Raw genomic sequence first — 19,047 nt, forward strand, 5'->3', positions numbered from 1 at the left:
TTTCTACTGGATCTCAGGTCGCTGTCCGGTGGTTGTAGGTGGGGCGTTTTCACTTTCACTGCGGTCTGCTCACCATTAAGGAGTAACCGACGTTGCTAGTGGTCGTACACGACTATTCCGTGCGTGTCGCCAGCACCGACCCACAACCACCGTAGTCTCGACTCTCTGATAGCTACGGAATCTGACAAAAGTTGGAGAAAGCAAGGGTTATACGCCATCCATGAATACGTATTCGCCGCCAGAAATGACAGGAACTCGGCCAGCAGTCGAGAGGGGTATCGACCGGCAGACGGACGCTGTCGGTAGGAGGGACGCCGAATGAGTGACGCGGAACTCTCCGCCGACGAACTCACGCTCCCCATCAAGCGTACCGACGGGGACACCATCGAGGAGCGACTGACGGGCAACGCCTACAACAACATTCTGCCTGCTCGCTATCTGCGGAAGGACGCCGACGGCGACCTCGTCGAGGACCCCGAGGACCTCTTCGACCGCGTCGCGAAGAACATCGCACTCGCCGAGGCCGTCTTCGAGGCCCAGAAGCGCGACGTCGAGGTCACCGTCACGCCCGACCAACTCAAGCCCGACCACCCGCGGCGCGACGAACTCGCCGCCGAGGTGTTCGGCAAGGGAACCACCGCCGAGGACGACGTCGAGACGAGGCTCTCCGTCTACAACGTCAACAAGTTCGCCTACGAGACGGTCGTCCCGGAACTCCCCGACGAGGTACGCGACCACGTCGAGGAGACGGCCGACGCGTTCCAAGAGCAGATGGAACAGCTCTCCTTCATGCCGAACTCGCCGACGCTGATGAACGCCGGCGACGAACTGCAGCAGCTTTCGGCCTGTTTCGTCGACTCGCCGGCCGACGACATCGACGACATCCACCAGACCGCCAAAGAAGCGGCGCAGGTGTTCCAGTCCGGCGGTGGCATGGGGTACGCGTTCTGGAAGCTTCGCCCGTACGGTGACCCCGTCGGGTCGACCGGTGGCATCGCCTCCGGGCCCATCACGTTCATGCGGACCTACGACCAGATGTGCGAGACCATCGCACAGGGTGGAGCCCGCCGTGGCGCCCAGATGGGCGTCATGCGCGTCTCCCACCCCGACGTCATCCAGTTCATCCACGCGAAGAACAAGGACGTCTCGCTGGCCGAGACGCTGCGTCTGAACGACCCCGACGACTTCACGCACAACTCCTTCGCCGAAGCGCTCGAAGAGGCCCGCGAACTCATCGACGACGACGGCAAGGTGCCCAAACACCTCCGGAACGCCGTCGAGGGCCACCTCTCGAACTTCAATATCTCCGTCGGCATCACCGACGACTTCATGGAGGCTCTCCAGAACGGCGAGGAGTTCACCTTCACGAATCCCCGCACGGAGGAACCACACGTCGCCACCGCCGAGACCAAGGAACTGTACGAGATGTTCGACCTCGGCGAGTACGTCGACGTCGGTGAGGTGCTCTCTATCCCCGCCGAGAAACTGTTCGAACGCATCGTCGAGGGCGCCCACGAGAACGGCGAACCGGGCGTCATCTACCTCGAACGCGTCAACAAACAGCACTCCTTCGACGTCGAGGAACACCCCGAGCACCAGATTCTCGCGACCAACCCCTGTGGCGAACAGCCACTGGAGGAGTACGAGGCCTGTAACCTCGGCCACATCAACCTCTCGACGCTCGCCGCGCTCGACGCCCCGGACTACCGCGTCTGGGCCGAGGAACACGCAGACGAGTACGACACGCAGGAGGCCGCCATCGAGGCGTTCTTAGACGAGGCGCTGGACGTGGACGAACTGAACGAGCGCATCGAACTCGGCACTCGCTTCCTCGAGAACGTCGTCACGATGTCGGACTTCCCGGTCGAGAAAATCGAGCAGAAGGTCCGGGAGATGCGCAAGATCGGCCTCGGCATCATGGGGCTGGCACAGCTGTACATCCAGCTCGGCGTCGAGTACGGTTCCGACGAGGCGAACGAGATCGCCCGGCAGGTCATGCGCCACATCAACCACGGCTCGAAGCAGGCCAGCCGCGAACTCGCAGAGGACCGCGGCGTCTTCGAAGAGTGGGAGAACTCGAAGTACGCGAACCCCACCGAGTATCGCGAGTGGTTCGAGAAGCAGACCGGCGAGGACGCCGACGACTGGGCCGAGGGCTTCCCCATCCGCAACCACAACACGACGACCATCGCGCCCACCGGCACCACGTCGATGATCGGCAACACCACCGGCGGGTGTGAGCCCATCTACAACGTCGCCTACTACAAGAACGTCTCCGACGACGTCCAGGGCGACGAGATGCTCGTCGAGTTCGACGACTACTTCCTGCGCGCACTGGAGGACAACGACATCGACGTCGAGGCCGTCAAGGAAGAGGCCCAAGAGCAGATGGCCAACAACGAGTTCGACGGCGTCGACGGCCTCTCGACGGTCCCGGACGCCATCGGCGAACTGTTCGTCACGACCGGCGACCTCTCCGCACAGGACCACGCCGGCGTGCAGGTCGCCTGTCAGGAGGGCGTCGACTCCGCCATCTCGAAGACGGTCAACGCCCCGAACGACTCCACCGTCGAGGACGCCGCCGAAGTGTTCGAGTACATCTACGAACACGGCGGCAAGGGCGTCACCTACTACCGCGACGGCACCCGCTCGAAGCAGGTGCTGACGACCCGTGCCCAGAACACCGAGTTCTCGGACATGGACACCGAGGAACTGGTCGCCCAGCTGGAGGAGATGTTCGGCGGTATCGAGGGCTTCCTCGAGGACGAGGCCGTGCAGGCGGCGCTGGACGACTCCGTCGAGGGTATGCTCTCGGTCGCAGACGGCGAGCAGTCCGACTTCGCCCGCAAGCGCTCGCGGCCCGACGTCCTCCACGGCGTCACCCAGCGCATCGACACCGGCTACGGGAAACTGTACGTCAACATCAACGAGGACCCCGAGGCAGAGCGGCCGTTCGAACTGTTCGCCAACATCGGCAACTCCGGTGGCTTCACCGCCTCCTTCACCGAGGCGCTGGCGAAGACCATCTCGACGGCGCTGCGCTCGGGCGTCGACCCCGAGGAGATAGCCGACGAACTGCAGGGCATCCGGTCGCCGAAGGTCGCCTGGGACAAGGGCGAACAGATTCAGTCCATCCCGGACGCCATCGGCACGGCCCTGCGCCGCTACCTCGACGGCGACGTCGACAAGGCCTACCCCCAGCAGGTCACGCTGGAGGAGACGGCCGAGGAAGAGGAAGCCGAGCGTGACGCCGCCACACAGACGGACGGCGGTCCGGCGTCCGTAGACGCCGGAGCACATCAGACGCAGTCTGATGGCGGTCCGGCGGCCCAGCCAAGCGGTACCCAGACCGCCGACGGCCCGAACGCCGACGCCGGCACGACCGGCGACCAGCAAGAACTCATCGACGCCGGCGAGAGCCCCGAGTGTCCCGACTGCGGGTCGCTCTCGCTGTACTACTCGGAGGGCTGTAAGACCTGCGAGTCCTGTGGCTGGTCCGAGTGCTGAACTGACCGGCCTGCGATAGCGGCCAGACGGAGCGTGTGACACCGGAGCCCGTTTTTCACCCGCGCGGAGCGGTTTTCTATCTGAACTCGATCACGTCGTAGACGCCAGTCACGCCCGTCGATTCGACGCTTGCGGTCACGTCCTCGCCTTCCTCGGCGGGCCTGTCGGCGACGAGCGTCACCGGTTCGATGGGCGTTCGCCGGAGGAAGGCGACGATTCGCTCGACCCACGAGGGGCGGCCGCCCTTCCGGCAGACGAGGACGTACCGGGTCTCGGCAAGCGACTGCAAGTCGGGGTCTAGCTCGTAGTCGTCGAGGTCCTCGGGCGGGACGACGTGGATGACCTCGCCCGTAATCGTCTCGGTCATATCGGCGTCTCGTGGCCGACGGGCATGTGTATTGTCTCTGTGAGTATCGGCGTGGGCACAGCGATATGCCTACGCGGAGCGAACGTCGGTCATGGATAGGAGCACTACCGTCCTGTACGTCGCGACCAGCGTGGACGGGTACGTCGCGACGGCGGACGGCGGCGTCGACTGGCTAGACGGGTTCCAGTCAGACGAGGTCAGCGAGGGCTACGACGCGTTTTTCGACGACGTGGACTGTCTGGTGATGGGGTCGACGACGTACGAGCAGGTGCTGGGATTCGGCGAGTGGCCGTACGACGACCGACCGACGTACGTCGTGACTAGCAGGGACCTGCCGCGCGCGGCGGACACCGTCGAGTTCGTCTCCGGGGGTGTGGACGAACTCGCCGAACGTCTCGAACGACGGGGCGACCGAATCTGGCTCGTCGGCGGCGCGCAACTCGCACAGGCGTTCCTCCGCGAGGGACACGTCGACCGGCTTCGGCTGGCCGTCGTCCCGATACTTCTCGGTGGCGGCATCTCCCTGTTCGGTGACGGACCGCGACAGGCGCTGACTCTCGTCGAGACGACGGAGTACGCGAACGGGCTCGTCGAGTTGGCGTACGAAATCGACACCGAGTAGCCAGTCGGCGGGCGGGTCCGTACCACCACCGTAGCCCGCAGTCAGGCGAACTCCCGACTGACCCACCCGGAGGGACCGCTGGGCGGCGGGTTCGTCTCCTCGGCGGTCTGGACGGTGCCCTCACCGTCGACCATGCGAACGACCGCAGTGTGTCCGCCGGAGGGCGGGTCGTAGGCGTACACCCACTGCCGCCACGCGTCTTCGGCGGCCCTGTCACCGTCGACGGCCGGAAGCGGGTCCGAGAGCGTCGCGTCGGCCCACGTCTCCCCGCCGTCGGTGGAGACTTCGACGCGGGAGATACCGCGAAGACCGGCGTAGGCGTGGCCCGCCAGTCGCCGGCGGCCGTCGTCCAACAGCTCGGCGTGGTGGAGCTTGGCGACGGGTTTGACTGGCCCAGTGCCCTGCCAGCCGCGTTGCTCCCAGTAGCCTTCGGCCTCGCGTTCGAGCACTTCGATTTCGGTGAGCCACTTGACGTTGACCTCGCCCCAGTGGCCCGGGACGAGTGCCCGGACGGGGTAGCCGTGGCCCCGCGGGAGGACCTTCCCGTTCATGCCGTAAACCAGCAGACCGCCGCGGAGCGCCTCGATGGGGAACTCCTCGTAGTAGCCGTCTGTCGCGTGGAGCATCACGCACTCACACCCGCTCTGAACCCCCGCCTCGTCGAGCAACTGGTCGACCGGGACGCCGGTCCACAGCGCCGTGTCCATCTTCTTGCCGTTGAGGGAATCTCCGACACAGCGAAGCGTCGAGAAGCGGTTCTCGGCGGGCATTCCCTGCAACTCGTCGTAGTCGAGGGTGACTTCCTGTTCGACGGCGCCGGTGACCGAGAGCGTCCACTCGCCCGCGTCGACCTGCGGGTCGATGGAGTTGATGTCCACCTCGAAGAACGTCTCGCTGACCAGCGAGTCGAGGTCGTCGACGTCCAGCGACCGGTCGCTGGCGGCGTCGAGTTTCGTCTGTGCGTCGTCGAGGTCTACACCGGGGGACGCAAGCGTCGGGGCGTCCGCCGCCGTCGCCGTCGGCGTCCGCTGTCCGCCGAGTCTGTAGCCGAGGACGCTCGCACCGAGGGCGACGCCGACCGTCGAGAGCGCCCGACGACGCTTCGAGGAGATAGGTGTGGTGTGGCCACCGGCGGCGTCGAGTGCCTGTGCGAGGACGACGACGCCGGCCGCCGGCAGTGCCGCGCCCGCCGAGAGGACGGGTTCACCCGTGAGTGCGACGGCGACGACCCACGTGACGACGGCCGTCCCGGTGCCCGGGAGGAGTCGGTTGTTGGCCGCATCTCCGGCGAGGATGGCTGCCCGTGCCGCCAGCGCGACGAAGAGACCGGCGACGACGACGGCGGTCAGCAGATTGAGTTGCTGGCCGACACTCCCGAGCGTCGTAATCGCGAACGAGACTATCGCGCCGGGCAGAGTGCGAGCGAGCGTCCGTTCGACTGGCGAGGCCAGAAACGCCGGCGCGTTCCCCGTCACGGCGTAGGAGCCCGCGAGACCGGCCACCCCGGCGGCGACGCTGACCAGTACCCGCCCACCCCTCGTGTCGAGGACGTCGTCGGTCATACTCGCTCCGAGGCGCTACCCGACAAAAGGCGTTGTTCCAATTTCGACCCCAAAGAGCGAAGCGTCAGGAGTCCGTCCCACGGCGTATGAGCGACGAGTCAGGCGGGCGGCCCTGTCCGATGTGCGACCGTGCGATGTACCATCGGCACTGTAAGTACGTCTGTCCGGAACACGGCGTCGTATATGACTGCGCTGATACGTTCTACTGACGGCTGCTGGCGGCTTTATTATGATGGAACCGCAGACGTAGTACAATGGGTAGCGATGGCGAAATTCGCGTGCTCCACGTCGACGACGAACCGGAGTTCGGGGATGTCGCCGCGATGCATCTGGAACGGGTTGACGGCGGCATCGACGTCGTCTCTGAGCGGGACGCCCGCGCTGCGCTCGGACGGCTCCGGTCCGAACCGTTCGACTGCGTGGTGAGCGACCACGATATGCCGAACATGAACGGGCTGGAGTTTCTGAAGGCGGTCCGCGAGGAGTTCCCGGAACTGCCGTTCATCCTCTTTACCGGGAAGGGCAACGAGGAGATAGCGAGCGACGCCATCTCGGCCGGCGTGACCGAGTACCTCCAGAAGGACGTCGGCACCGACCAGTACGCCGTACTGGCCAACAGAATCAGACGCGCCGTCGGCGAGAACCGAGCGAAGGCCGCTCTAGAGGAGTCGGAGCGGCAACTCTCGACGCTCATCTCGAACCTCCCGGGGATGGTCTACCGCGCACGGAACGAACCCGAGTGGCCGATGGAGTTCGTCAGCGACGGCGTCGAGGAACTGGTCGGGTACGCCCCGGAGACCGTAGAGTCCGGCGAGGTGACGTGGGGCGACCTCATCGAAGAGACGGAGACGGACCACCTCTGGGAGCGGGTTCAGACCTGTCTCGCCGCAGACGAACCGTTCGAAGTCACCTATAAGGTCGAGACGGCCGACGGCGAGACGCGGTGGCTCTGGGAACGAGGCCGGCTCGTCGGCACCGACGACGAGGGCGTCGAACTGCTCGAAGGCTTCGTCACCGACATCACCGCCCGCAAGGAGCGCGAGCGCGAACTAGAGCAGACGCGACAGTTCACCGAGACGCTCGTCGACGCTATCGACGACGTGTTCTACCTCGTCAGCCCGGACGGCGAGCTGCTCCGATGGAACGACACCGTCCTCGACGTGACCGGCTACAGTGAGGAGGAGATAGCCTCGATGCACGCCCTCGACCTGTTCCCCGAGGCGTACCACGACGTGCTGCTGGACCGTCTCGAAGAGACTGCCGCGGAGGGCCACACGACGGTCGAACTACCGATACAGACGAAAGACGGCGAGTTGATTCCCCACGAGTTCCGCGGGTCGCGCATCGAGGACCCGTACGGAGAGGTTCTCGGCGTCGCCGGTATCGCCCGCGATGTCACCGACAGCAAGACCCGCAAACGAAAACTCGAACAGTACGAGACCCTCGTCGAGAACGTCGGCGACGCGATGTACGTCCTCGATGCCGACGGGACGATACGGATGGCCAACGACGCCATGGTGGACCATCTCGGGTACGAACGCGAGGAGATAATCGGCACAGAGCCCACGAAGTTCATGCCCCCAGAAGACGTCGAGACGGGGAACGATATCATCGAGCGACTGCTTTCGGACCCGGACCGGACGTGGGCCACGTTCGAGATGCACACCATCGACGCCGACGGGAACCGGACGGTGAACGAGGACAAGGTCGCGCCGCTGGTGGACGACGACGGCGAGTTCGTCGGGTCCGTCGGCGTCATCCGTGACATCACCGAGCGCACCGAACGCGAACGGGAACTCGAACGCTACGAGACTATCGTCGAGGCCGTGGACGACCCCGTCTACACGCTCGACGACGATGGCGTGTTTACGTTCGTCAACGAGGCCATCGAACCGATGACCGGGTACAGCCCCGAAGAACTCGTCGGCGAACACATCGGGGTCGTCATGACCGACGAGGGACTGGAACGCGGTGAGCAGATCATACAGGACCTGCTGGACGACGACGACGCCAACAGCGGCACGCTGGAGATGGACATCGTGACGCGGGACGGGGAACGGATTCCGTCGGAGAACAACATGGCGCTCCTCCCGGCGCCCGACGGCGAGTTCGCCGGAACGGCCGGCGTCATCCGTGACATCGCCGAGCGAAAAGAGCGCGAGGAGCGCCTCGCCGAGTTCGCGAGCGTCGTCAGCCACGACCTCAGAAACCCACTCAACGTCGTTCAGGGGCGTCTCACGCTGGCCGAAGAGACAGGCGACATCGACCACCTCGGCGACGCGGCGGGCGCGGCCGACCGGATGGAGCGACTCATCGAGGACCTGCTGTCGCTGGCCAGACAGGGCGAAACCGTCGGAACCACGGAACAAGTCGATCTCCGGACCACCGCAGAGCAGGCGTGGGCCAACGTCGATACCGGCGGTGCGACGCTCGACTGTGCCGCCACGACGACCGTCGAGGCCGACCCCGCTCGGCTTCGAGAACTGCTGGAGAACCTGTTCCGGAACAGCGTCGAACACGGTGCGGACACCGGATCCGAGACTGCTGACCTCACCGTGACCGTCGACACGATGGCGGACGGGGCGTCGACCGCTGGCTTCGTCGTCGCTGACGACGGCCGGGGCATCCCGCCGGCGACGCGTGAGAAGATCTTCGAGCGAGGCTATACCTCAAGCAACCACGGGACCGGGTTCGGCCTCGCTATCGTCGAAGACATCGCCACCGCACACGGGTGGTCGGTCGAAGCCACCGAGAGCGCGACCGGCGGCGCACGCTTCGAGTTCAGGACGACTCCGGCCGACCGCTGAAGTGCCGGTAGGTCGGGCCAGCGAGCACCAGCACCGCCATGGCTCCGAACAGGGAGAGGAGGTGCGGCAGGGCCTCGATAGACAGGCCAGTCAGCGTGAGCGAGCGCATCGACGCGCCGGCTATCACCTCGACCGCGACCCACGGAATCTCGCCGAGGAACGTGCCGACGACGAACGCCCGGGTCGAGACGTCGGCGAAGCCAGCGCCGTAGGACACCGGGTCCGCCGGGACGGGAGAGAGACGAGCGGCGAGAACCCCGCGCGTCTCGCCGGTCACCGACATGATTCGCTGGCCGGACTCGCCCAGCCAGCCGAACATCCCGCCCTGTTCGCCGGCTTTCCGTGCGAACCGGTACGGGATGAGGCAGGTGACGAGCGCGCCCATCAGCGCGACAGGGAACCCCCACTCGACGCCGAGGACGAACCCGACGAACGCCGACAGCGGCATCGTCGGCCACGCGAACAGCGGCCGGACGAGATAGAGGGCGACGATGAGGCCCGCCAGATACACGGGGTGGTCGGCCAGATGCATCGCTTCCCGGATGATGTGGGCCGGCGAGAGAACCAGCGCGGCCACGGCCACGGCGGCGAGGAGTGCGGCCGACCCCACCACCTGCCGCTTCACCAGACGGTCCATCTACCCGAGACAGTGACAGCGAGCGGCAAACCTCTTGTGGTAAGCGTTAATCCGGTGGCGGACGACGTGCCGGCGTGGACGACGCCGACCGCGACCCCGTCGAACTCGGGGTCGAACTGCTCGCCCACCTCGAACACGAGGAGCTATCGGTAGCCGAGGCCATGGACCGCATCGAGACGGTCACCACCAATCCCGGCCTCCAACGGGAGATTCTCGACACCGCAGCGATGCGCGGCGTCATCGACCGCGAGGAGGGCCTCGTTCGCCCCCGCACGCGAGGCACCTACGTCAGTTTCGAGGGCGACGTGGTGGTCCGCGAGGGCGACTTCTCCTGTGAGCGCTGCGGCGCGAGCATCTCGACGGGCCACTTCGTCCAGTTCGACGGCGGCGAGTTGGGACCGTTCGGGTCGACGTGTATCAGGAAAGTGCTGGGGCGGGAGTAGCGAGAGACACGACCGGAAGGCGTATCCCTCGAACGACGCGGTGAGCAACGCGAGCCGCAGAGCAACAGCGAGCGGGTGACCTCGGAAGCGGTTTCGGCGACGTGTAGCGAGAACCGGACCGTCGCCGTTGGTCTAGCGCCCCTGTCGAAGCTCTTTGATGAGCGTCTTGATGGTCTGCTCTTGGCGTTCGATGCGCTCGGTCTGGCGTTCGACGGCCGCCGTGAGTTCGGCGACCTGTCGTTCGAGGGCTTCGACGTCACCGCCGCGGTCCGTCGACGACGACGGCTGGACGGTCGACTTCGTCGCCGGTTCGGCGTCGGCCGTCGACGACTGGTGCTGTGTCGCGGCCGCAGCGGACTGCGTGGAGCGCTGCTCGGACTGGTCCTCGTCGGCCTCCGCGTCGTCGCCGACGAGCGGGTCGATACCGGATTCGAGGCCGAGGCCGCCGCCGGCGTCGCTCCCGTCCTCCGGTTCGGTGCCGACCTTCGCGTTCAGGTCGGCAAGCGACGAGACGTCGTGGTAGGCAAAGAGCGCCTCCTGCAGCGTCTTTCGGACCATCGGAGCTTGTTCGGCTGGGGCCTTGATGCGTTCGGGGCGGTCGTTCACCGAGAGGACGATGGCCGTCGCGACACTGCCCTCCTCGAAGTCGAGGCCGGTGACGTCCTCGAACAGGTAGGCCTCGTAGTCGGCGTCCCACGTGACGTTGCCCAGATGCTTCAGCAGTTGCGTGTCGGTGACCACAAGCGTGAGTTCGCTGAACCGGAAGACGCCGGTGACGCTCTCGTCGGCGTCGATACCGTTCGAGACGCGGAGTGTGCCCTCTAGCAACCGTTCGAGGATGGTCCCAGCGCGGTCGTTCGGCACGCCGAAGTCGCGCTTCTCGTCGGTGTAATACAGCGTGAACTTGGTCTTTCGTCGGCCTTCGGATATCGTCAGGCGCTCGAAGTCGTGAGGGTGGGCTGTGACCTTCTCGTCGCTCAACAACCCCTCCCCGCGGTAGACGAGCGTCCGGGTCGGCGTGAAACAAACAGCGTCCTCGTCGCCGAGGTTGACGCCGGCCTGGATCTCCTCGTCCCCGAGTTCCTGCCGGACGAGGTCGGGAATCTCCATGCAGGGTGCATACTAGCGTGGTGGCTTAAATCCGTGGGTCCCCCGAGCGGGCGGCCGCCGTGAGAGAGTCCCACAGCCCCACGGCAGATGAGAACCTTCAAGACGGAAAGCGGCCAACGATCGAGTGCACCCGAGCCCGGGTGGCTTAGCTGGACATAGCGCCGCACTCATAGGGTCTGACGACTCATGCGGTACCAACCGGCATGACCCGTGGGGTGCTCGTCACACCCCGGACCTGGGTTATGCGGAGATCGAGGGTTCGGAGCCCTCCCCGGGCACTTTTCGACTACTGCGAACCTCAGTGAGCGGCTGCTACACGACCGGATCAAGGACGCTGCCGCTCTCGTTGGGACTCCTGTGCGGCGAGTCACCGGACCGCGGCCTCGACGACGGCGTCGGACGTCGCCGATGTCACAGTACGAGTCGTGTTCTGCGACGGCGGGTGGTGGTCACTCCGGCGGCGTGATCACGACGTGCTCGGAGATGGCCTCGAGGGTGTCAGCCGGGAGCGACACGCGTCCGTTGGCGTTGCTTTCGATGCCGTACACCTCGTGACGGTCCGTTTCCACGATGAGCGTGTCCAGCGCGCCAGAATCCAGATCTGCCGTGATACTGTACAGGGTGCCGATCTCTTGTCCGTCTGTCGTTAGTACCCGCTTGTCAGCGAGTTCGTTTGCGAGGACCTGGGACATGTCACTACCATCGCCGTGGAGCGGGATAAATATACAGGCTAGCTTTCATTAATTTATCGCTGCCACATAGCGCTCGTCGTCACAAACGATGGTCCGTCCTCGCGGTGTGTCGACGTCGGTGATACTGTCCCGCTCCAGCGATACTCGCCGCGGAGCGTCGCGTCGGACGTCGTTCGCGCGGGGCCTATCGCCCAGTCACGACCGCGCTCGATGGGGTCAGTGAAGAGTGTGCGCTCCCACGGCACTGTGAGACGGCCTGCTTACAACTCCGTCGCGACGCTGACGTGCATCCCGACGAACCGCCACTCGCCGTCGCGGTGTTCGAGCGTCCCGCTCCAGCGGGTGTAGAACTCGTGGTGGGCGTCGCCCTCGTCCCAGGAGAGCGCCACGACGTCGCTGAACCACGCCACGCTGTCGCGCTGTGTGACCCGGAGGTCGTGGCTCTCGACGGTCCAGTCGCTCGTCGACGCGGTCTGGTCGCGGAGGCCTTCCTGAATCGTGTCGGAGCCGACGAGGCGCTCGGAAAGGCCGAACTTCACGATGGGGTCGTCGGCCGGCCGGTCGTCGGCGAAGAAGGTGTCCAACGGCGCACCGTGTCGCAGCGAGTCGTAGTAGTCGTGGATGGTCGCTCTGGCATCCATACAGGGACATGCCGGCGATGGACCTTACTACTGTGGGCGAACGGTTTTCCACGCCCGGCCCGAACGCCGGGTATGCGCGCAGCCATCTATCGCGGCCCCGGCGAGATAACCGTCGAGGAGGTTCCGAAGCCAGAAGTCGAGTCGCCGACCGATGCCGTCGTCCGCATCACACACACGGCAGTCTGTGGCTCCGACCTGTGGTTCTATCGGGGCCAGAGCGACCGGGAGGAGGGCTCCCGCGTCGGCCACGAACCCATGGGCATCGTGGAGGCAGTCGGCGAGGACGTGCGCTCGGTCGAACCCGGCGACCGGGTGTTCGCGCCCTTCGTCGTCAGTTGCGGGCACTGTGAGTTCTGCCGCAAGGGACTGCACACCTCCTGTGTCAACGGCGACTCGTGGGGCGGCGACAACGGCGGCGGACAGGGAGAGTACGTCCGCGTGCCGACGGCCGACGGGACGCTCGTCCGGGTCCCCGACCGGCACGCCGACGACGAGGACACGCTGGAAGCGTTGCTCCCCCTGACCGACGTGATGGGGACCGGCCACCACGCCGCCGTGAGCGCGGGCGTCGGCGAGGGCGACACCTGCATCGTCGTCGGCGACGGCGCGGTCGGTCTGTGTGGGGTCCTCGCCGCGCGTCGACTCGGTGCCGAGCGCATCGTCGCGATGGGACACCACGAGGACCGACTGGAACTGGCCCGGGAGTTCGGTGCCACCGAGACTATCAGCGCCCGCGGCGAGGAGGCCATCGAGCGAGCCATCGAGACGACCTACGGCGGTGCGACCCACGTCATGGAGTGTGTCGGTGCCGCGTCGGCGATGGAGACCGCCATCGAGGTGTGTCGGCCGGGCGGAACCGTCGGCTACGTCGGCGTCCCCCACGGCGTGAACGAGGACGGCCTCGACCTCTTCGGGATGTTCGGCGACAACATCACCCTCAGCGGCGGCGTCGCGCCGGTCCGGGCCTACGCCGAGGACCTGATGGCCGACGTGTTGCAGGGGACGCTCGACCCGTCGCCCATCTTCACCAAGACGGTCGACCTTGACGGCGTGCCGGAGGGCTACCGCGCGATGGACGAACGCGACGCCATCAAGGTCCTCGTCAAACCGTAGGTGGGTCGAGCGCCCGGCCCGAGCGCTAGGCCCATGTGTATCCAGACCAATATCTGGTGATGACACGCTCTACGACAGTACTGGTCGTCGGCGGCGGTGCGACCGGCGTCGGTGTGGCCCGTGACCTCTCGCTCCGCGGCGTCGACGTGACGCTGGCCGAACGCGGTGGCCTCGCCAGCGGAACGTCGGGTCGCTCGCACGGGCTCTTACACAGCGGTGCGCGCTACGCGGAGGCCGATGCGACCGGCGCCGAGGAGTGTATCGAGGAGAACCGGATCCTCAGAGACGTCGCCGGGGAGTGTATCCGCGACACCGGCGGCCTGTTCGTCCAGTTGACCGAGGACGACCCCGAGTACTTCGAAGCGAAGCGCGACGCCTGCGAGGCCGTCGGCATCGAGACTGACGAACTCGACGCGGACGCGGCCCGCGAACTGGTGCCGGACCTCTCTCCCGAGGTCGAACGCGCGATGCGAGTTCCGGACGCCGTCATCTACCCCTCGCGTCTCGTCGCCGCGAACGCGGCCGACGCCGAGGCCAACGGCGCGACGATTCACCCGCACGCGCCCCTCGAATCGCTCACTGTCACCGACGGGCGGGTGACGGCCGCGACGCTCGGCGGCGACGCCGACGAGACGGTCGATCCCGACTACGTCGTCAACGCGGCCGGCGCGTGGGCAGGGCAGGTCGCGGCGAAGGCCGGCGTCGACGTGGAGATGGCCCCGGCGCGGGGCGTGATGGTCTCCGTCGAGTACGATTCGCTCGGGCCGGTTCTGAACCGGTGTCGCGACCCCGACGACGGCGACATCGTCGTCCCACACGAGAGCGAGGCGGTACTGGGCACGACCAGCGTCCCCGTCTCGGACCCCGACGACTACGAGAGGGCCGACTGGGAGGTCGACCGCTCCATCGAGGAGTGTGCGGCGATGCTGCCGCCGGTGGCGGACGCCGACGTCGTCCGGACGTGGTGGGGCGTCAGACCGCTGTACGCGCCCGACGAGGGCGACGGCGACCGGAGGGGGATCTCGCGGGGGTTCTTCAAGCTGGATCACGGCGACGACGGCGTCGAGAATCTGGTCAGCGTCGTCGGCGGCAAGTTGACCACCTACCGGCAGATGGCAGCGTCGACGACGGACCTCGTCTGCGAGCGACTCGGCGTCGAGGCCGACTGCGAGACGGCGACTCGACGCCTGCCCGGCGCGGACGACGGCGACAGGCTAGACGAGTTCGTCGCGAGATACGACGGACAGGGGCCGACGGACGAAGACGTCGTCACGCGAGACTGATTGGTGACTGCTACCCGCTAAACTCCCGGAACGCGGCCTCGAAGTCGTCGAACTCGTTGACCGCGTCGTCGGCCCGTTGGCGGAGTTCCTCGACGCGCCTGCTGACCTCGTGGTACTCCTCGTGGGCGTCGAGTTCGGCGTGGTTTTTCTCGGATTCGAGCGTCGCCTTCTTCGACGCCATGGCGAAGTACTGCTTGAGGTGGTCGTCGTACGTATCGCGGACGAGCATCTCGTCGACGGCCGCTAACAGGTCCTCGCGGCCGACGGGTTTCGTGAGATAGTCGTCGAACGGCATCTCGACGATGTCGAATCCCGGGTCGACGGCCGTGACCATCACGACGCGACAGTCGAGACCCCGGTTCTCGATGGCGTCGAGCACGTCGTCCCCCGACATCCCCGGCATCTGCCGGTCCAGAAACACGACGTCGACGGTGTCGTCCATCTTCTCGAGTGCGGTTTCGCCGTCGTTAGCACTCCGGACGTCGTGGTCTGTTCCAAGCCAGGCCGTATAGAGTTCGGCGACGTCGTGTTCGTCGTCGACCACGAGTACCGTCGCCGTCCCCGAGTGAGTCGTCGCTTGCACACTTTGTTTCTTCGTCATCGTGTCCCCACCGACTGTTCTGATTGCGTTCTTACCGGATGGCAATAATAAACCCACCTCTCGGATTATCAATGGTGATTCTGCGTAGACGAGCGGGACCCCAGAACAGTTTACACCGGCCCACCTATCGGCACTCGATGGCCACTGTCACGGGTCCGTGGTCCGACGAGGAACTCACGGACTTCCTCGAGTCGACGACGGTACCGATCCGGCTAGGGTGTCGACGCCCCGATGGCGACCCGTGGATGCTCTCGCTGTGGTATCGCTACGAGGACGATACGCTACAGTGTGCGACCGCCGCCGACGCCGCTGTGGTCGGGTATCTGGAACACGACGACGTCGTCAGTTTCGAGGTGTCGACCAACGACCCACCGTACCGGGGTGTCAGAGGAAACGGGACCGCGACAGTCTCGCCGGACGAGGGAAAAGCGACGCTACGAGCGCTCATCCACCGGTACCTCGGTGGGACCGACTCGCCGCTGGCCGAGCGACTCCTGTCGCCCGACCGTCGCGAGGTGACGATCACGATCACCCCCGACCGCCTGCACTCGTGGGACTACAGCAGTCGGATGTGACGCGACCCGTCGGGGCTTTGTCGCTGGCGGTCGTACCCCCGCCGATGTCACCCGACCCGTCGGTCGTTCGCTCGCTAGCCGTCAGTGCCGAAGACCTCACCGCGGCACTGGAGGCAAACGCCCGTGACGGACCGCGGACGGTCCTCCGTGCGACGCCGCCATACAGCGGTCGGATGCGAGCGCGACTCCACGTGGTACAGAGAGACGACGAGGAGACACTCCACGTCGCGCCGGAGCGACTCTTGACGGACACGGCACCGGCCTATCCGACGCCCGACGACACCGCAGACGAACTCCGTGCGGACGAGACGGAGACGTACACCGTCGAGCGCCACCGGGCGTACCACGAACGGCGCGTCGACGAATGGCGAGAGACGGTGTTCGACCACGTCGTCGACACGGCCACGGTGCCGGCCGTCGACCACGAAGTTAATATCTCTCTATTGGGTCCCTGAAAAACGGGGTCGAACGTACCGGTCTGTACTGCTATAGTACCGGCTGAGACAGCACGAGAGGCGATTCTAAAACGTCTACGCGGATTTAATCGTGGCGTGAAACGTCGGGGTCGTCTCGGGGCGTGGCGTGAAACGAAACGAAATAGGACGAACGCTCTCGCGGTTATAAGCCGGTATCCGTTCTACGAGGGAACAGGTCACTCCATGTCGAGTTCGTCAGCACACGAACTGTTCGCCCGCCTCGACGAAACGGTCCCGAACGTTCCCCAAACCCTCCTGGAACCCCTCCGTGGCATCGCCTTTTGGACAGCTATTGCCCTCCCGTTCCTCTACCTGCCGCTGCTGGCGTCGGGCCTCGAGACCCCGGCCGTCAGGACGGCGTTCGCCGCACTGGTCGCCTGTAACGCCGTCGCATTGCTCCTCGGCCACTCGTACGCGCGAGAGTGAGAGACGGAGTGGCGTCTGTCGGCCCCAGCCCCGACTTTGTCTCGGCGGGTCGGGGCCACATATTTATATTCCCAGTCGTCTAAGAACTGGTATGGCCGCTTACGGCCGGCCGACCCTACGAGATTTGTTCGACGAGTCACCGACGCCGCACATCGCACACCCCCCTCGTAGCCACCATCGGGATTTCTACATCGCCACAGACGGGTCCTTCCGACAGCACGGAATCGACCCCGTCGCCAGTGATGGACGCCCGACGGAGCGAGGTGGTCTGGGCGTCGTCGTCGAGACACTAGACGGCGAGCGAGTCGTCCGTCTCTCGGTACCGGACAGCGCGCCGGACAACAACGTCGCCGAGTACCGGGCGCTCCACCTCGGACTGGACGTCCTCGCGACGCGGGCACCGGCTGACGCCCGCGTCGGACTGCTCATCGACCACGACCAACTCGCCGAGAACGTCAACGCCGAGGTACTGGCGACACACGGGTCGGCCTACGACCCGCCCCACAGCGTCTCGGTACCGCCGGCGACGGGCCTCCACTGGCGGGGGATTCAGGCCCGCGTCAACAGTTTCGGCGAGGTTCGGGCGGCCCGCATCTCAAGCGACCGAAACCCGGCCCATCCGCTCGCCAACGCGCCGGACCAGTACGCCCACGTCAACGGCGAACCGGACCGCTGTGTCCTCCCACAGACCACGTCCACCGACAAGCGTGTGCCGCCGCCCTCTCGGTCGGAGCGTGGCGGGGCCTCAGACTGACCCGGAGGGCGGGCCGACGCTCGTCCCGGCGCGGATAGCCGACGACGGTACGCCCATCTCGGCGGATTATACACCACCTAACCGGTCATTCGAGCGTCCGCCAGCTCCAAGACGGGGCCCAATCGAACAGCCGTGCTGCCTTCGACGTATCGACCAGTGCGGTGTGGTCCGATAGGTCCGCCCGGACCGCCGCGTCCGGGAACAGGTCGGCCACCACTGCCTTCGTCGGCGTCTCCGCGCTCGTATCGGGGGCCGACACCCAGACGCGCTCGTGGCCGTCAAACGTCGCCTCGACCGACCGCCGGACGAGGTCGACCACGTCTGAGACGTGTGCGTAGGTGAACAGTGTATTGCGCTGGGTGTGGAGGGTATCCGTCGCCCGGAGGCCGTCGAGCGTCCGGTCGGCCTCGACGAACGTCTCGCGGGCCATCTCGTCGTCGACGACCCACGGGAACCGAAGTGACGTGATAGTCCGTGGCCGGTCGGCGGTCCGTCGCGCGAACCCGTCCGCGATGGTCTCAAGCGTCTGCTTGCCCAACCCGTAGGACGTCGACGGGGTGAGTCGATGAGACTCGTCGACCGGGAGGTAGTCGACGGTGATGGGGCCCGGTTCGAAGCCGCCACCGATGGCGCTGAAACTCGACGCGAGCGTCACCGTCTCGACGCCGAGTTCGCCGGCGGCCTCCAGTACGTGATAGGTGGACATGGCGTTGCTCTCGAAGGTCCGATACCCCGGCGTTCGTTCGGGCGTCGGGAGCATCCCGAGGTGGACGACGGCGTCGGCGTCGCTCTTCGCGAGCGACCCGTACACCTCGCCGGCGTCGAGCAAGTCGGTCGTGAGATAGGCGTCCGAGTGTGACTCGTCGGGTTTCCCCCGAGAGATGTTGACGGTCCGATACCCTTCCGCACCGAGGTGTTCGAGGACCGCCTGTCCGACCCGACCGTTGCCGCCGGTGACCGCGACTGTTCCCATACGTCGCCAGTGAGGGGCCGAAGACAAAACCGCCGTGGCGAGTGTCCCGCTGCAGACCATTGTGACGGGGCGGCACGGTTTAGCACTGCATAAGTTATCCAGACGTTTGAATATGACTTCAGCAACGTTCCCCCAACGTCACACAGCTCAAACTTTAAGTGGAAGAGGATGTATAGTAACTACTGGGAGGTGACAGACAGATGAGTACCAGTAGCAGCAGGACTCACAGTTCGGATGGACAGTACACGGATCGGTCGGCACCGACACCGTCGCTCTCTCGATACGATTTCGTACTCGCGCTCATCCCCACGACGTTCCTGCTGACGGTCGTCGCCGCCGGACTGGTCGGCGTTGCGGTTCCGAAAGCGCTCGCCGTCGGGTCGGTTCTGGCACTGACTGCCGTCGTCGACGCCCTCTTCATCAACCCGCCAACAGGCAGGTGAAACGCCGCCGTAGCG

20 protein-coding genes and 1 tRNA gene are annotated in these 19,047 nt (G+C 65.9%); 13 read left to right on the forward strand and 8 right to left on the reverse strand.

Annotated elements, in window-relative coordinates:
* The first annotated feature begins 318 nt into the window (after window positions 1-318).
* A complete protein-coding gene (locus IEY28_RS13965; protein WP_188998835.1) occupies window positions 319-3,507 on the forward strand; it encodes an adenosylcobalamin-dependent ribonucleoside-diphosphate reductase in 3,189 nt (1,062 codons plus the stop codon).
* Window positions 3,508-3,583: 76 nt separating this feature from the next.
* Here IEY28_RS13965 and IEY28_RS13970 read toward each other — a convergent pair whose 3' ends face one another.
* Window positions 3,584-3,874 (reverse strand): DUF7526 family protein, encoded by a 291-nt coding sequence (locus tag IEY28_RS13970; protein ID WP_188998838.1) that lies wholly within the window; start codon window positions 3,872-3,874, stop codon window positions 3,584-3,586.
* 91 nt (window positions 3,875-3,965) lie between these two features.
* Between IEY28_RS13970 and IEY28_RS13975 the strand changes: the two genes are divergently transcribed.
* Complete coding sequence (locus tag IEY28_RS13975; RefSeq protein WP_188998840.1) at window positions 3,966-4,496, forward strand: dihydrofolate reductase family protein; 531 nt, start codon at window positions 3,966-3,968, stop codon at window positions 4,494-4,496.
* Between the two features lie 41 nt (window positions 4,497-4,537).
* On the opposite strand, the gene IEY28_RS13980 is transcribed toward IEY28_RS13975, so the two are convergent.
* Window positions 4,538-6,058: a molybdopterin-dependent oxidoreductase gene (locus IEY28_RS13980; protein WP_188998843.1), complete on the reverse strand. Its 1,521-nt coding sequence runs from the start codon at window positions 6,056-6,058 to the stop codon at window positions 4,538-4,540.
* Between the two features lie 86 nt (window positions 6,059-6,144).
* Between IEY28_RS13980 and IEY28_RS20790 the strand changes: the two genes are divergently transcribed.
* Both IEY28_RS20790 and IEY28_RS13985 read left to right on the forward strand, forming a co-directional pair.
* Window positions 6,145-6,267 (forward strand): HVO_2523 family zinc finger protein, encoded by a 123-nt coding sequence (locus IEY28_RS20790; RefSeq protein ID WP_255491948.1) that lies wholly within the window; start codon window positions 6,145-6,147, stop codon window positions 6,265-6,267.
* Between the two features lie 45 nt (window positions 6,268-6,312).
* Window positions 6,313-8,865, forward strand: a complete 2,553-nt coding sequence (locus IEY28_RS13985) for a hybrid sensor histidine kinase/response regulator (protein WP_188998848.1) — start codon at window positions 6,313-6,315, stop codon at window positions 8,863-8,865.
* On the opposite strand, the gene IEY28_RS13990 is transcribed toward IEY28_RS13985, so the two are convergent.
* Complete coding sequence (locus IEY28_RS13990; protein WP_188998851.1) at window positions 8,840-9,502, reverse strand: TVP38/TMEM64 family protein; 663 nt, start codon at window positions 9,500-9,502, stop codon at window positions 8,840-8,842. The genes IEY28_RS13985 and IEY28_RS13990 overlap by 26 nt on opposite strands.
* Window positions 9,503-9,576: 74 nt before the next feature.
* On the opposite strand from IEY28_RS13990, the gene IEY28_RS13995 reads away from it, so the two are divergent.
* Window positions 9,577-9,945, forward strand: coding sequence for a DUF5830 family protein (locus tag IEY28_RS13995; protein WP_188998854.1), 369 nt, complete (start codon window positions 9,577-9,579; stop codon window positions 9,943-9,945).
* A gap of 132 nt (window positions 9,946-10,077) precedes the next feature.
* Here the strand turns inward: IEY28_RS13995 and IEY28_RS14000 are convergent, their stop codons facing one another.
* Window positions 10,078-11,055: a DUF7115 domain-containing protein gene (locus tag IEY28_RS14000; protein WP_188998857.1), complete on the reverse strand. Its 978-nt coding sequence runs from the start codon at window positions 11,053-11,055 to the stop codon at window positions 10,078-10,080.
* 134 nt (window positions 11,056-11,189) lie between these two features.
* Between IEY28_RS14000 and IEY28_RS14005 the strand changes: the two genes are divergently transcribed.
* A tRNA-Met gene (locus IEY28_RS14005) sits at window positions 11,190-11,333 on the forward strand.
* Between the two features lie 171 nt (window positions 11,334-11,504).
* Here the strand turns inward: IEY28_RS14005 and IEY28_RS14010 are convergent.
* A complete protein-coding gene (locus tag IEY28_RS14010; RefSeq protein WP_188998861.1) occupies window positions 11,505-11,747 on the reverse strand; it encodes a PRC-barrel domain-containing protein in 243 nt (80 codons plus the stop codon).
* A 260-nt stretch (window positions 11,748-12,007) separates the two neighbouring features.
* A complete protein-coding gene (locus tag IEY28_RS14015; protein WP_188998864.1) occupies window positions 12,008-12,388 on the reverse strand; it encodes a nuclear transport factor 2 family protein in 381 nt (126 codons plus the stop codon).
* Window positions 12,389-12,460: 72 nt separating this feature from the next.
* On the opposite strand from IEY28_RS14015, the gene IEY28_RS14020 reads away from it, so the two are divergent.
* Window positions 12,461-13,501, forward strand: a complete 1,041-nt coding sequence (locus IEY28_RS14020; protein WP_188998867.1) for a zinc-dependent alcohol dehydrogenase family protein — start codon at window positions 12,461-12,463, stop codon at window positions 13,499-13,501.
* A 59-nt stretch (window positions 13,502-13,560) separates the two neighbouring features.
* On the forward strand, window positions 13,561-14,784 hold the full coding sequence (locus IEY28_RS14025) for an FAD-dependent oxidoreductase (protein ID WP_188998870.1): 1,224 nt from the start codon (window positions 13,561-13,563) through the stop codon (window positions 14,782-14,784).
* A gap of 10 nt (window positions 14,785-14,794) precedes the next feature.
* Here IEY28_RS14025 and IEY28_RS14030 read toward each other — a convergent pair whose 3' ends face one another.
* The gene (locus tag IEY28_RS14030) at window positions 14,795-15,367 is read right to left on the reverse strand and encodes a HalX domain-containing protein (protein WP_420842327.1); all 573 of its coding nucleotides are present in this window, start codon (window positions 15,365-15,367) and stop codon (window positions 14,795-14,797) included.
* Between the two features lie 155 nt (window positions 15,368-15,522).
* Between IEY28_RS14030 and IEY28_RS14035 the strand changes: the two genes are divergently transcribed.
* From IEY28_RS14035 to IEY28_RS14050, 4 genes are all read left to right on the forward strand, one after another.
* Window positions 15,523-15,960, forward strand: coding sequence for a pyridoxamine 5'-phosphate oxidase family protein (locus IEY28_RS14035; protein ID WP_188998876.1), 438 nt, complete (start codon window positions 15,523-15,525; stop codon window positions 15,958-15,960).
* Between the two features lie 44 nt (window positions 15,961-16,004).
* Window positions 16,005-16,415: a DUF8009 family protein gene (locus IEY28_RS14040; RefSeq protein WP_188998879.1), complete on the forward strand. Its 411-nt coding sequence runs from the start codon at window positions 16,005-16,007 to the stop codon at window positions 16,413-16,415.
* 204 nt (window positions 16,416-16,619) lie between these two features.
* Window positions 16,620-16,862 (forward strand): DUF8028 family protein, encoded by a 243-nt coding sequence (locus IEY28_RS14045; RefSeq protein WP_166971723.1) that lies wholly within the window; start codon window positions 16,620-16,622, stop codon window positions 16,860-16,862.
* Window positions 16,863-16,953: 91 nt separating this feature from the next.
* Window positions 16,954-17,616 (forward strand): ribonuclease H family protein, encoded by a 663-nt coding sequence (locus tag IEY28_RS14050; RefSeq protein ID WP_166971725.1) that lies wholly within the window; start codon window positions 16,954-16,956, stop codon window positions 17,614-17,616.
* An 85-nt stretch (window positions 17,617-17,701) separates the two neighbouring features.
* Here IEY28_RS14050 and IEY28_RS14055 read toward each other — a convergent pair whose 3' ends face one another.
* Window positions 17,702-18,589 (reverse strand): NAD-dependent epimerase/dehydratase family protein, encoded by an 888-nt coding sequence (locus IEY28_RS14055; RefSeq protein WP_188998882.1) that lies wholly within the window; start codon window positions 18,587-18,589, stop codon window positions 17,702-17,704.
* 200 nt (window positions 18,590-18,789) lie between these two features.
* On the opposite strand from IEY28_RS14055, the gene IEY28_RS14060 reads away from it, so the two are divergent.
* Complete coding sequence (locus IEY28_RS14060) at window positions 18,790-19,032, forward strand: DUF8015 family protein (RefSeq protein WP_188998885.1); 243 nt, start codon at window positions 18,790-18,792, stop codon at window positions 19,030-19,032.
* Window positions 19,033-19,047 lie beyond the last annotated feature (15 nt).

It is taken from the genome of Haloarcula pellucida (genome assembly GCF_014647235.1).
In the GTDB taxonomy this organism is placed as follows: Archaea; Halobacteriota; Halobacteria; order Halobacteriales; family Haloarculaceae; genus Haloarcula; species Haloarcula pellucida.